Below are 13,147 nucleotides of genomic sequence, written 5' to 3' on the forward strand. Positions count from 1 at the left end.
CCACGCGATAACTTCATTCAAGGGGAAAACGATGAAACTCAAATCCATCCTGTTGGGCCTGGCTGCCGCCAGCCTGCTGGTCCACGCCGGCGCGCAGGCGCGCACGCTGGACGAGATCCGCGCGGACCAGAGCCTGAACGTGGTTACCACGGCGTCCGCGCCGCCGCACGGCTTCAAGAACCCGAAGTCGAACCAGCTGGAGGGCATTATGGTGGACGTGGCCGCGGCCGTGGCCAAGCACTTGAAGGTGTCGGACAAGCTGTCCGATGTGCCGTTCTCCGGCCTGATTCCCACCCTGACCTCGGGCCGCGCCGACGTCATGTCGGCGCCGCTCTTCATCACCGAGGAACGCGCCCGCGCCATCGATTTTTCGGCGCCTGTCTACGAATGGGGCGAGGGCATCGTGGTCAGCGACAAGGCTGACAAGAAGTACGCCAAGTTCGAAGACATGAAGGGCCAGCGCGTCGGCGTGCTGGTGGACTCGGTGCAGTTCAACATGATCAAGGACATGCCTGGCACCAAGGTGTCGACGTACCAGGACTATTCCACGCTGCTGGCCGACGTGCGCGCGGGCCGCATCGACCTGGGCATCGTGGATCCGCCCAGCATCATCTACCAGATCAAGACCAAGAACATCCCGGGCGTGAAGCTCGATACCGGCTACCAGCCGCAGCGCAAGTGGCAGGTGGGCATGGCGGTGCAGAAGGGCAACGCCGCATTGCTGGATGCGGTCAACGGCGCGCTGGCGCAGATGAAGCAGAGCGGCGAACTCGCCGCCATCGGGCAGAAGTGGGGCGTGGCCGACCTGATGAGCAAGTAACGCCGCACCGGCACGGATAAGGAGCACGACTTGGATCTCGCGACCCTGCGCATGTACCTGACCCCCTTGGCCGAGGGCACGGTCTGGACCCTGGCGCTGTTTTTTTCTTCGGCATTCCTGGCGGTGGCCCTGGGCCTGGTCGTCTGTCTGTGCCGCCTGTCGCCGTCGCGGCTGCTCAGCCGCGGCGCGCGTCTTTATATCGACGTGATACGCGGCACGCCGCTGCTGTTGCAGCTGTTCTACATCTATTACGGCCTGCCTGAAATGGGCGTGGTCATCAACGGCTTCGTCGCCGGCGTGCTGGGCCTGACGCTGAATTTCGGCGCCTATCTGGCGGAGCTGTTCCGCAGCGGCATCCAGTCGGTGGACAGCGGACAGTACGAGGCGGCGCGCGCGCTGGGTCTGGGCAAGGTGCAGCGGCTGCGCCGCATCGTCTTGCCACAGGCGCTGCGCACCGTGTTTCCGGCGCTGGGCAACTACGCGCTGGTGCTGATCAAGGAAACCTCGCTGGTGGCCGTCATCAGCGTCTACGAGCTGATGCGCGCGGGCGAAATGCTGGCGGGCGCCACCTTCCAGGCGCTGACCGTCTACACCATGGTGGGCGTCATCTACTTCGCCATGTGCAGCGTGCTGGCCTACGTGTTCCGCCGTTCCGAAAAACGCCTGACCGTGCCGGGTTACTGGAGCGGGGCGGGCGAAAACCATGACATTTCGAAGGCCTGATGCGATGGATGGATTGAACTACGCCGCCCCTATCATCACGATGCAGGGCGTATGCAAATGGTATGGTGACTTCCAGGTGCTCGACGACCTGGCGCTGGAGGTGCTGCCGGGCGAGAAACTGATCCTGTGCGGGCCGTCCGGCTCCGGCAAGTCCACCACCATCCGGCTTTTGAACCGGCTTGAGGAACACCAGAAAGGCCGCATCGTGGTCGACGGCATCGAACTGAACGACGACCTGAAGAACATCGAGCGCATCCGCGCCGAGGTCGGCATGGTGTTCCAGCATTTCAACCTGTTCCCGCACCTGACGGTGCTGGACAACTGCACGTTGGCGCCGATGCTGGTGAAGGGCGTTCCGCGCGAGGAAGCCGAAGCCCGCGCCATGGAATACCTGGAACGCGTCAAGATCCCGCAGCACGCGTCCAAGTATCCGGGCCAGCTGTCCGGCGGCCAGAAGCAGCGCGTGGCGATCGCGCGCGCCCTGTGCATGCGGCCCAAGATCATGCTGTTTGACGAGCCCACGTCCGCGCTGGACCCCGAAATGGTCAAGGAAGTGCTGGACACCATGGTGGCGCTGGCGCGCGACGGCATGACCATGGTCTGCGTGACCCACGAAATGGGTTTCGCGCGCGAGGTCGGCGACCGCGTGGTCTTCATGGACCAGGGCGCCATCGTCGAGGCCGATACGCCGGACAATTTCTTCCGCGCGCCGCGCACCGAACGCGCGCAGGCCTTCCTGGGGCAGATATTGGGTTGACCGGGCCTTTCAAATTCCGTTTGGCGGAACCAGCGGAATGGTTCCATGACGACGGCCTGAAATGGCTCTAGCCGGTTTCGGCTACGCTACCTATCATGCATGTCACGCGGGCGCGCATGCGCCCATGCACCGCCCATGGAAAACGATCAGGGAAAAACGATGAACGGCGCTGATAGTCTTTGCGATACCTTGCTGGCCAACGACGTGGATGTTTGCTTTGCAAACCCCGGCACATCCGAAATGCACTTTGTCGCGGCACTGGATCGCAAGCCGAAGATGCGTTGCGTGCTGGGCCTGTTCGAAGGCGTGGTGACGGGCGCTGCCGACGGTTATGCGCGCATGGCCGACAAGCCTGCCGCCACCTTGCTGCACCTGGGTCCAGGGTTGGGCAACGGCCTGGCCAATTTGCACAACGCCAAGCGCGCCCGCACGCCCATGGTCAACGTGGTGGGCGACCACGCCACCTATCACGTCCAGTACGACGCGCCGCTGACCAGCGACGTCGAGGGCGTCGCGCGCCCGATGTCGCACTGGGTCAAGCGCACCACGAAGGCCGCCGACCTGTCCGCCGACGCGGCCGAGGCCGTGGGCGTGGCGCGCCGCTCGCCGGGCAACATCGCCACGCTGATCCTGCCGGCCGACGCGGCCTGGACGGACCTGCCGGACAACGCCGGCGCGCCGGTGCTGGCCAAGAGCGAGGCCCTGGCCCAGACCTCGGCCGAGGCGGTGCGCGCGGCGGCCGCCGCGATCCGCTCGGGCGAAGTCACGACGCTGATGCTGGGCGGTTCCGCGCTGCGCGAGCGCGCGCTGAGCGCCGCTGGCCGCATCGCGCGCGCCACCGGCGTGCGCCTGGTATCGGAAACCTCCAACCGCCGCATCGAGCGCGGCGGCTCGCGCACGCCGGTGGACCGCCTGCCGTATCCGATCGACCTGGCGGTGGCCAAGCTGAAGGACGTGCGCCATCTGGTGCTGGTGGGCGCGAAAGCGCCGGTCGGCTTCTTCGCCTATCCCGGCAAGCCCAGCCTGCTGGCGCCGCCCGACTGCAAGCAGGTGGTGCTGGGCACGCCCGAACAGGACCTGGCGCATGCGCTGGAGTGGCTGGCCGACGAGCTGGGCATTGCAAAGGACGCGCCGCGATTGACCGCGGCCCCCGCCAGCTACGAGGTGCCGCAGTCCGGCAAGCTGACCGGCGCCGCCGTCAATATCCTGGTTGCGCATCATCTGCCGGAGCAGGCCATCGTCTGCGATGAGTCCATCACCCAGGGCCGCGAATTTCCCATCTATAGCGTCAGCAGCGCGCCGCACGATTGGCTGATGCTGACCGGAGGTGCCATCGGCATCGGCCTGCCCATGGCGACTGGCGCCGCGGTCGCCTGCCCGGACCGCAAGGTCGTTACCTTGCAGGCCGACGGCAGCGGCATGTACACCTTGCAGGCGCTGTGGACGCAGGCGCGCGAGAACCTGGATTGCCTGACGGTGATCCTGGCCAATCGTTCCTACGCCACGCTGCACGGCGAAATGAAGAACGTGGGCGTACAGGAGCCGGGCCGCAACGCCCGCCGCATGCTGGACCTGCAGGAGCCGCATTTGGAATGGACGCATCTGGCACGCGGCATGGGTGTGGAAGCGGTCAGCGTGGACACGGTGGAAGGCTTCGCGCGCGCGCTGCAGGAAGGTCTGAAGCGCCGCGGCCCGTTCCTGATCGAAGCGGTGATCTGAGCCGTTCTTGCGCCTCAGCCCAGGAAAAAGCCGGGCTGGGGCGCGGTGACGACGGCGCGGTACTCGTCGAGCAGCAGCTCGGCGTGCCGTGTCAGCGGCCGTATGCGCGAGCGCACGATGCGCGAGTGGATCAGCAGGCTGGGACGGAACGGTCGGACGACGAACTGTTCTTCGGGAAAAGGCACGATGGCTGCGGGCTCAACCAGGCCCACGCCCACGCCGGCGCGTATCAGCGCCAGTAGCGCCGCCGAGGAGGTAACCTCGACCGCCACGGGCATGTGCAAGCCCGCCTCGGAGAACGCGATCTCCAGGAAGCTGCCAAAATTCGTTTGGGGACCATACGACAGGAAGGTCTCGGATTTCAAATCCTGCGCCGTGACGTGATCCAGGCTGGCGTAGCGGTGGCCGCGGGCGGCGACGCAGACCAGGTGCTGCGGACCGAGATCCTCGTTGCGCGTGTCGGGCGAGGCGGTAATGTCGTGCACCAGCCCGAAATCCGCCTGTCCGTTCAGCACGCGGTCGACGACAGGCTGGTTGGCCAGAATTTCCAACGTGACGGTGATGCCGGGCTGGCGTTCGCGTAAGCGTTTGACGGCTTGGGGAATGAAGGTCGCTGCCTGCGTGGGTATGGCGGCCACGGTGACGTTGCCGTGGTCCGGATTGGCGAGGCTGCCGATCAGACGCTGTACCACGCCGTAGGACCCGTAGAGATGTTCCACGCTTTCCTGCAGCCGCAGCGCTTGCGGCGTCGGCACCAGACGCTGGTGCGCGCGTTCGAAGAGCAGCAGGCCGGTGTCGTCCTCGAGCTGGCGCAGCATCTTGCTCGCAGCGGACTGTGTCATGCCCAGCAGCTTGGCCGCGCGCGACACGGAGCCCGAAATCATGATGGCGTTGAATACCCCCAACTGCGCGAAGCTGGGTTCGCGCGGTTCGTGGGATCGGGCCAGTCCAAGATGCGAGCGAGGGCTCATGAGCAAGAGGGCCTAGGGGAAGTACGGATAGGTGCAAAGCTCATATATTGCATGAAAGAAATGGCGCCGTCATCATGCCCGCTCCCCCAAGCTGAATCAGGAGCAAGCCGATGAAGACGCCTTCGCAAGACCCTTGCCTGACCGATGCCGCGCGCCTCGCGCTAAGCGATCCCTCGCTGGACTCCGCGCGCCGCCGCCAATTGCTGGCGCTGCTGGGCGCCGCTGGCGTATCGGCCATGTTGCCGCTGGGCCGCGCGCACGCCGATGCGGGCAAGATCGTCGTCTGCAATTGGGGCGGGGACGCTATCAAGCACCAGCCCACCGTGTGGGGCAAGCCCTTTGAAAAGGCGACCGGGACCAAGGTCGAATTCGATGGGACCGGACCGTCGTTCGGCAAGATCCGCACCATGGTGGAATCGAAGAACGTGGTGTGGGACGTGTGCGATGCCAATCTGGCCGCGGCGCATTCGCTAGGCAAGCGCGGCTATCTTGAGCCCATCGACTACTCGATCGTGGATCGCGGCAAGGTGCGGCCCGGCTTTAGCAGCGAATACGGGGTCTCGCATTTCATCTACAGCTTTGTGCTGGCGTATGACAAGAAGGCCTTTGGCGATCGCGTGCCCCGAACCTGGGCCGATTTCTGGAACACGAGGGATTTCCCTGGAACGCGCATCCTGCCGGATCGCGTACTGGCCTCGCTCGAGGCCGCGCTGATGGCGGATGGCGTGCCCGCGGATGCGGCCAGGATCTATCCGATCGACGAGAAGCGCGCGCTGGACAAGATCGCCGCGATCAAGGAGCACGCGATCTTCTGGAAGACGGGGGCCGAGAGCCAGCAGTTGCTCCGGCAAGGCGAAGCCAGCATGGGGTTGGTGTGGCATACCCGCGCGACCGTGATGCGGCGGGAGCCCGGCTCGACCATCGATTTCACCTGGAACCAGGGCATCCTGATTCCGGCAGGCTGGCTGGTGCCCAAAGGCAATCCGGCCGGGCGCAAGGTGTTCGACTTCATCGCCGCGACGCAATCGCCGGAGAGCCAGATAGAACTGTTGCGGCTGATGGGCAATGGTCCGGCGAACCCCGCCGCCAACGCGTTGGTGCCGCCGGAACTGCGCAAGGACAATCCCACTGACGACGACAATTTCCGTCTGCAGCTCGTGGCGGATGCGACCTGGCATGGCGAGAACCAGGACCGCATCTACAACGAATACGTCAAAGTGATCACGGGCTGAGCCGCCAGCATGAACGCATACGCGGATATGGTGTTGCATGGCGGCCGCATCGCCACGCTGGATGGCGCCCTGGGCGTGGTGCAAGCGTTGGCGATACGGGATGGCTGCGTGGTCGGCGCGGGCACGGATGTTGATTGCCTGGCGCTGGCAGGACCGGGCACATCGAGGATAGACCTGGACGGCGCTTTCGCCATGCCGGGAATCAACGACAGCCATTGCCACCCGGATGGGCAAGCGGTCAAGGCGGGACGATGGGACGATCTTTCCGGTATCAGTACGCTGCCCGCGCTGCTCCAGCGCATCGCGGCATTCCACCGCCGGACGTCCCCAGGCGCGTGGTATCTGGGCTTTCGTCTGGACGAGCATGATATCGGCGGCTACCCCTCGCGTGCGGCGCTGGACGCGGCGGCGCCGGGGCGGCCGGTGTTCCTGTTGCGCCGCGATGCGCAGGTAGGCGTGGCCAGCAAGACCGCGTTCGACGGATTGGCGGCCAGCGGCCTGTCGCGCCAGGTTCCGGACCATTGCCTGAATGCCGCCGAGGGCATGGCGCGCGGCCGCGGCGTGTTTGCGTTCACGACGCATATTGCGGCGGGTGATCGGATGGAGGACTACCTCGGGGGCTATCCCGCGATCTTCAGCGAGATGGCGAGGCTGGGCATCACCAGCGTGCACAATGCCCTGACCAGCGCTTTGGCGATGCAGGCCTATCGGCGCCTGCACGCGGCGGGAAGTTTGCCCGTGCGCGTGGGCATGATGCTCAACGGGCGTGACGAAGCGCTGGTGGAGGACGTGCTGGGATCTGGCATGCGCTTCGGCTTTGGCGACGATCGCCTGCACCTGCTCGGTGTCGAGTATGGCTCCGACGGCAGCACCAGCGGCCGCACGGCCGCCTACTACCAGCCCTATGCCGCCCAGGGCGGCGCGGAGGGGCCGCCGGAATTCGGCGATGTGAATTTTTCCGCGGAGGAACTCGCGTTCAAGGTGGGGCGGGTCATGGCCGCGGGGCTGCAAGCGGCCGCTACCGGCAACGGCGATCGCGGCATCGACTTCGCACTGGACGCGTTCGAAGAAGCGCTTGCCCTGCATCCCGAAGCAGTGCCGCCGCGCATAGAGCATTGCTGCTGCGCGCCGCCGCCCATCCAGGAACGCATGGCGAGACTGGGCGTGATCGACTCGTCCGCCGCGGGCTTCGCCTACAACCTGGGCGACGCCTACCTGCGCAACCGGCCTGCGTCCGACTGGCCATGGCTGTGGCCGCATCGCGACATGCTGGACCGGGGCGTGCTGGTTTGCGGGCATTCCGATGCTCCCGTGTGCGACCGCAATCCCTTCCTGGGCATGTGGTCCATGGTGATGCGCAAGACGGCCTCGGGGGCCGAGATAGGCGCCGCTCAAGCGATCTCGGTGGATGAGGCCATGCGTTGCTACACCGTCAATCCCGCGCTGGCCGAAGGCCAGGGGGCAAGCAAGGGCACGCTGGCGCCGGGCAAGCTGGCCGACCTGATCGTGCTGGATCGCGACCTGTACCGCATTCCGGCGGAGCAGATCCGCGATGCCGCGGTGCGCGCCACGCTGGTTGGCGGGCGCGCCGTGTTCCGTTCGCCGCTCGCGTCATGGGCGGATCAACTACCCGAGGAGGACTGAACCCATGCAGCGCTCGCTTCCCACAGTGCTGGTTCTGCCCGTGGTGTTGCTGGTCGGTGGCTTGTTCCTGCTGCCGGTCCTGCGCATCCTGGCGATCAGCTTCACCGAGCCCGTCGCGGGCATCGGCAATTACGTGGCGCTGTTCACGCAGCCGCTCTATCTGAAGATCATGGCGACCACGGCCAGGATATGCATCTGGACCACGGTCATCGCCCTGACGCTGGGCTACGCGGTGGCCTATGTCATGGCGAACGTGCCGGAGCACGTGCGCAGCTGGATGACGATATGCCTGTTGGTGCCGTTCTGGCTGTCGGTGCTGGTGCGCGCGTTCGCCTGGGTCCTGTTGCTGTCCAAGGAGGGCGCGGTCAACGCGACGCTGATGGCGCTGGGACTGGTCGACCGGCCGCTGGCGTTGTTGCGCAACGAGACTGGAGTACTGATCGGCATGGTGCACTACATGATTCCCTATGCGGTGCTGCCGATGCTGACCAACATGCTGGGCATGGACCGGTCGCTGATGGCAGCGTCGCGCGCGCTGGGCGCCGGGCCGGTCCAGACCTTCCTGCGCGTGTACCTGCCGCTTTCCCTGCCGGGCGTGTTGGCGGCGGCGGTGCTGGTGTTCATTTTCTGCCTGGGATTCTTCATCACGCCGGCCCTGTTGGGCGGGGGAAAGACCGTGATGGTGGCGCAGTACATCGAGTTCGGCATCAGCGAAACCATGAACTGGGGGATCTCGACGGCGTTCGCCAGCGCCTTGCTGGTCACCGTGGTGCTGAGCTTGATCCTGATGTCGCGCTGTGTGCGCGTTCCTTCACTGTTCGGTGCGCCATGAGCATACGTCCTTCATGGTGGTTCGCGGCGGCGGCGTTGATCGCGGGGCTGGTGCTGGCGTACCTGTTTTTGCCGGCGCTGGTGGTGGTTCCCGTTTCCTTCACCGACCGAAGCTATCTGTCGTTTCCCGCGGAATCCTGGTCGCTGCAGCATTACAGGCAACTGGTGGAAAGCCCGGTCTGGCGCGACAGCCTGCTGCAGAGCGTCGCCGTATCGGCGGTTTCCACGCTCGCCGCCACCGCGCTGGGTTGCGCCGCCGCCATCGGCGCGTGGAAGCTGGGTGCGCGTCTGGGCGGCCTGGTTCGCATGCTTGCCCTGCTGCCGCTGATCGTGCCCACCATCGTGGGGGCGCTGGCGTACTACCGCCTGTACATCGATCTGGGCTTGCTCGATACCTATACCGGCGTGGTGCTGGCGCATGTCGTGGCCGCCACGCCCTTCGTGTTCGTGTCGGTGGGGTCGGCGCTGGCCAATTTCGATCCGCGCCTGGAACAGGCTGCCCGTTCCATGGGGGCGAGTCCCCTGCAAGTGCTGCGGCGCGTGACCTTGCCAGGCATCCGGCCCGGCATAGTCTCGGGCGCGATCTTCGCGTTCATCGTGTCCTGGGACGAACTGGTCGTGCTGCTTTTCATCACCACGCGCAATGTCTATCTGCTGCCGCGCGCGATGTGGGACGGAATCAATGAGAACGTCGATCCCACGATAGCGGCCGTGGCGACTTTGATGATCTTGATCACCTTCATCTGCCTGTGCGTCGAGCGCTTGCTCGCGCACCGGAAAGGAAAGCGGGAGTCCACATGAATTCGTCTCTTTCTTCATCTGAGCCCTTGCTGCGCGTGCAGGGGTTGCGCAAGTTGTTCGGCGCCACGGTGGCGCTGGATGGCATCGATTTCTCGCTGGCTCCGGGGGAGTTCCTCACGCTGCTGGGGCCGTCGGGATCCGGCAAGACAACGACCCTGATGTCGATCGCGGGCTTTGTCGCGCCTAGCGCGGGCGAGATCTTCCACAGGGGCAAGCCGATCACGCGGCGCCAGCCTGAGGAGCGGGGCTTCGGCATGGTGTTCCAGGGCTATGCGCTGTTTCCCCATATGACGGTGGAACAGAATGTGAAGTTCCCCTTGTCGATACGCGGAGTATCCGGCGCCGAGGCGCGCAGCCGCGCCCGCGCGGCGTTGGAACAGGTTCAGCTCGGAGCCTATGCGGGAAGATATCCCAGGCAGCTTTCGGGCGGGCAGCAACAGCGCGTGGCCCTGGCGCGCGCACTGGTGTATCGGCCCGACGCGCTGTTGCTGGACGAACCGCTTTCCGCCTTGGACAAGAAGCTGCGCGCGGATCTGCAATGGGAACTGCGCAAACTGAACAAGGAGTCCGGCGCTTCGTTTCTGTACGTGACGCACGACCAGGAGGAGGCCTTGTCGATGTCGGACCGGATTGTGATCTTCAACCAGGGCCGGATCGCGCAGATCGGCTCGCCTTCCGAACTATACGAGCGGCCGGCGAACCTGTTCGTGGCGGAGTTTCTGGGCCGCAGCAACGTGCTGGAGGGCACGGTGCGCTCGGTGGATCAGAACGGCGTGGCGGTGGATTACGAAGGCGGAACGATACCCGCGTGCGTCTCCAGCCGCGCCTTTGCCGCCGGCGACAGCGTGCGCCTGGTGGTACGGCCGCACAAGTTGCGCCTGGCGCCTGAGGGTCATCCGGGCCTGCAGGCCCGGGTCGAAGCGCTCAGCTATGCGGGCAACCTGCTCAACTACTTGTTGCGCACCCCCCGCGGTACGCCGCTGTATCTGGAGCTGGTGGCCGGCGCGCAGGGTCTTCCGGACTTGCGCCAGGGGGCCGACGTAAGGGTGGCGCTGGACGCCGCGGCCGTCAGCGTTCTGGACGCTGAGGAGCCGGTCTGACCTACACTCCAAGATAGCGCGTCAGCTGCTCGGGCTGCCGGGCCAGCGACGCGCTGTCGCCGTCCTGCACGATCTGGCCTTTTTCCATCACCAGGCAGCGGTCGGTGTGTTCCAGCACCGCGCGGTAATTGCGGTCCACGATCAGCGTGGACATGCCGCTGGCGCGGATCTGCCGGATGATCTTCCAGATCTCGGCCACGATCAGCGGCGCCAGCCCCTCGGTGGCCTCGTCCAGGATCAGCAGTTCGGGATTGGTCATCAGCGCCCGGCCGATGGCCAGCATCTGCTGCTCGCCGCCCGATAGCTGCTGGCCGCCATGGCCCAGGCGTTCCCGCAGGCGCGGAAACACCTCCAGCACGCGGGCGTAGGTCCAGTCCTGGCGGCCGTCGCGGCCGGCGCGCGCCGCTACTTGCAGGTTTTCGCGCACGTTCAGATTGGGAAAGATGCCGCGCCCTTCGGGCACATAGGCCACGCCCATGCGGGCGATGGCGTGCGGCTGCGCGCGGGTGCAGTCGCGGCCGTCGACGCGCACGCTGCCCTGGGCGCTTCTGACGTGGCCCATCAGGCTGCGGATCAGGGTGGTCTTGCCCATGCCGTTGCGGCCCACCAGGCCCACGGATTCTCCCGGCGCGATGTGCATGTCGATGCCGCGCAGCACATGGCTGGCGCCGTAGTAGACGTGCAGGCCGCCTGCTTCGATCAATGCGGTCATACGCTGGCTCCATGGCTGTCTTCGCCCAGGTAGGCGGTGCGCACGTCGGGGTTGGCGCGGATCTCGTCCGGCGTGCCGCTGGCGATGGCGGCGCCATTGACCATGACGGTAATGGTCTCGGCGACGCGGAAGACCGCGTCCATGTCGTGCTCCACCAGCAGGATGGCGTGGCCGGGCTTGAGCGTTTCCAGCAGATCCAGGATGCGGTCGGTTTCCTCGGGGCCCATGCCGGCCAGGGGCTCGTCCAGCAGCAGCACCTGCGGTTCGCCGGCAAGGCACATGGCGATCTCGAGCTGGCGCTTGCGGCCGTGCGGCAGCAGCCCGGCCTCGCGCGCGGCGTCGTCCGCCAGGCCGGTGCGTTCCAGCGCGTGGCGCGCAAGCTCCGCGCTGTGGCGGCATTCGGAGGCGGACCGCCACCAGTGCCAGAAGCGCTGGCGGCGTGCCTGGGCGGCCAGCCTGCAGTTTTCGAACACGCTCAGCTCGGGAAAGATGGTGGACCGCTGGTAGCTGCGGCCCAGGCCGGCGCGCGCCCGGTCGGGCTGGCGCCAGGCCGTGATGTCACGGTTGCCCAGCATGACCTGGCCGCTGCTGGGCGCCAGTTCGCCCGACAGGATGTTGATCAGCGTGGACTTGCCCGCGCCGTTGGTGCCGATGACGGCGTGGACCTGGCCGCGCTGCAATTGCAGCGACACGCCGTTTACGGCCGTGAGGCCGCCGAAGCGGCGCGTGACGGCGCTTGCGGCAAGCAGGACGTCAGACATGGGGCTCTCCCTGGATGGGCAGGCGGGCGGGGGCAGGCTGGCGGCCGGCATGGGCGGTATCCGGCTTGGGCGTGGCGCGGGCGGCGTCGACGTCCGCGCCGGGGGCGGCAATCCGGGCCGCGCGTCGCTGGCGCAGCTGCGCCGGCAGTCCTGCCAGGCCATTGGGCAGCAGGGCCACCAGCGCGATGATCGCCAGACCCAGGGGCAGGTGCCAGTAGCGCGCGTACTCGCCGAAAATCTCCTGCGACTGGAACAGTTCCTGCAACAGCACCAGCGTCACGGTGCCCAGCACCGCGCCGCCCAGGCTGCCCATGCCGCCCAGGATCACCATCAGCAGCACCAGGCCCGATTGTTCCCAGGCCAGCAGCTCGGGCGTGACGAAGCCGTCCTTCAGGGCGAACAGAAAGCCCGCCAGGCTGGCCAGCGTGGCGCCCACCACATAGGCGGCGAGCTTGTACGGATAGGTCGAGTAGCCGGCCGCGCGCATGCGCTGTTCGTTGATGCGGATGCCGGCCAGCGCGGCGCCGAAGGGTGAGCGCCGCAGCAGCGCCAGAAAGCCCCAGGTCAGCGCCAGGCAGGCCAGCACGAAGAAGTAGAAGGTCCGGGCATCGCCCAGGTCGAACGGCAGCCAGCCGCCCAGGGACAGCTCGGGCCGGAAGTACAGATAGATGCCATCGCTGCCGCCGCCGATCTTGGTGTCGTGGAACACGTAGTACGCCATCTGCGAGAAAGCCAGCGTGACCATGATGAAGTACACGCCGCGGGTGCGCAGCGCCAGCGCGCCGGTTGCCAGCGCGTAGGCCGCGGCGGCCAGCAGGGCGGCCGGCAGCAGCCACCACAGGCCGGCGGCCTCGGACTCCGGCGACAGCAGCGCCGCGACGTAGGCGCCGATGCCGAAGAAAGCGGCGTGGCCCAGGCTGACCAGTCCCGCGCCGCCCACCAGCAGTTGCAGGCTGAGCGCGAAGATCGCGTAGATCATGATCTTGATCGCCAGGCCGGTGTAGTAGTCGCTGCCGCTCCAGGAAAAAACGGCCAGCGCCAGCAGCGCCGCAATGGGCAATAGTCGGTTCAACATG

13 protein-coding genes are annotated in these 13,147 nt (G+C 66.4%); 9 read left to right on the forward strand and 4 right to left on the reverse strand.

Annotation, left to right across the window (positions count from 1 at the left end):
• The first annotated feature begins 31 nt into the window (after positions 1-31).
• The 4 genes from FOC84_RS20730 (at position 32) to FOC84_RS20745 (ending at position 4,019) form a co-directional block, all read left to right on the forward strand.
• Positions 32-820: an ABC transporter substrate-binding protein gene (locus FOC84_RS20730; protein ID WP_173146085.1), complete on the forward strand. Its 789-nt coding sequence runs from the start codon at positions 32-34 to the stop codon at positions 818-820.
• A gap of 30 nt (positions 821-850) precedes the next feature.
• On the forward strand, positions 851-1,543 hold the full coding sequence (locus FOC84_RS20735; RefSeq protein ID WP_173146086.1) for an amino acid ABC transporter permease: 693 nt from the start codon (positions 851-853) through the stop codon (positions 1,541-1,543).
• 4 nt (positions 1,544-1,547) lie between these two features.
• Entirely contained in the window at positions 1,548-2,300 is a 753-nt protein-coding gene (locus tag FOC84_RS20740; protein ID WP_173150308.1) for an amino acid ABC transporter ATP-binding protein, read from the forward strand.
• A gap of 159 nt (positions 2,301-2,459) precedes the next feature.
• The gene (locus tag FOC84_RS20745) at positions 2,460-4,019 is read left to right on the forward strand and encodes an acetolactate synthase large subunit (protein WP_173146087.1); all 1,560 of its coding nucleotides are present in this window, start codon (positions 2,460-2,462) and stop codon (positions 4,017-4,019) included.
• 14 nt (positions 4,020-4,033) lie between these two features.
• Here the strand turns inward: FOC84_RS20745 and FOC84_RS20750 are convergent, their stop codons facing one another.
• Positions 4,034-4,990 (reverse strand): LysR family transcriptional regulator, encoded by a 957-nt coding sequence (locus FOC84_RS20750; RefSeq protein WP_173146088.1) that lies wholly within the window; start codon positions 4,988-4,990, stop codon positions 4,034-4,036.
• A gap of 110 nt (positions 4,991-5,100) precedes the next feature.
• Between FOC84_RS20750 and FOC84_RS20755 the strand changes: the two genes are divergently transcribed.
• The 5 genes from FOC84_RS20755 to FOC84_RS20775 are packed head-to-tail and all read left to right on the forward strand — an operon-like array spanning position 5,101 to position 10,598.
• Positions 5,101-6,222, forward strand: coding sequence for an ABC transporter substrate-binding protein (locus FOC84_RS20755; protein WP_173146089.1), 1,122 nt, complete (start codon positions 5,101-5,103; stop codon positions 6,220-6,222).
• Between the two features lie 9 nt (positions 6,223-6,231).
• Positions 6,232-7,866 (forward strand): amidohydrolase, encoded by a 1,635-nt coding sequence (locus FOC84_RS20760; protein WP_173146090.1) that lies wholly within the window; start codon positions 6,232-6,234, stop codon positions 7,864-7,866.
• A gap of 4 nt (positions 7,867-7,870) precedes the next feature.
• Positions 7,871-8,698: an ABC transporter permease gene (locus FOC84_RS20765; protein WP_173146091.1), complete on the forward strand. Its 828-nt coding sequence runs from the start codon at positions 7,871-7,873 to the stop codon at positions 8,696-8,698.
• On the forward strand, positions 8,695-9,498 hold the full coding sequence (locus tag FOC84_RS20770; RefSeq protein WP_173146092.1) for an ABC transporter permease: 804 nt from the start codon (positions 8,695-8,697) through the stop codon (positions 9,496-9,498). The genes FOC84_RS20765 and FOC84_RS20770 overlap by 4 nt, the downstream gene beginning before the upstream one ends.
• Positions 9,495-10,598: an ABC transporter ATP-binding protein gene (locus tag FOC84_RS20775; protein ID WP_173146093.1), complete on the forward strand. Its 1,104-nt coding sequence runs from the start codon at positions 9,495-9,497 to the stop codon at positions 10,596-10,598. The genes FOC84_RS20770 and FOC84_RS20775 overlap by 4 nt, the downstream gene beginning before the upstream one ends.
• Before the next feature lies 1 nt (position 10,599).
• On the opposite strand, the gene FOC84_RS20780 is transcribed toward FOC84_RS20775, so the two are convergent.
• Genes FOC84_RS20780 through FOC84_RS20790 form a run of 3 tightly spaced genes read right to left on the reverse strand, consistent with a single transcriptional unit; the run spans position 10,600 to position 13,146 of the window.
• Positions 10,600-11,310 carry an ABC transporter ATP-binding protein gene (locus FOC84_RS20780; protein ID WP_173146094.1) on the reverse strand — a complete coding sequence of 237 codons (711 nt, stop codon included), beginning with the start codon at positions 11,308-11,310 and terminating at the stop codon, positions 10,600-10,602.
• On the reverse strand, positions 11,307-12,071 hold the full coding sequence (locus FOC84_RS20785) for an ABC transporter ATP-binding protein (RefSeq protein ID WP_173146095.1): 765 nt from the start codon (positions 12,069-12,071) through the stop codon (positions 11,307-11,309). The genes FOC84_RS20780 and FOC84_RS20785 overlap by 4 nt, the downstream gene beginning before the upstream one ends.
• On the reverse strand, positions 12,064-13,146 hold the full coding sequence (locus FOC84_RS20790) for a branched-chain amino acid ABC transporter permease (protein ID WP_173146096.1): 1,083 nt from the start codon (positions 13,144-13,146) through the stop codon (positions 12,064-12,066). Before FOC84_RS20790 ends, FOC84_RS20785 begins: the two co-directional genes overlap by 8 nt.
• Position 13,147 lies beyond the last annotated feature (1 nt).

The organism is Achromobacter pestifer (genome assembly GCF_013267355.1).
In the GTDB taxonomy this organism is placed as follows: Bacteria; Pseudomonadota; Gammaproteobacteria; order Burkholderiales; family Burkholderiaceae_B; genus Achromobacter; species Achromobacter pestifer_A.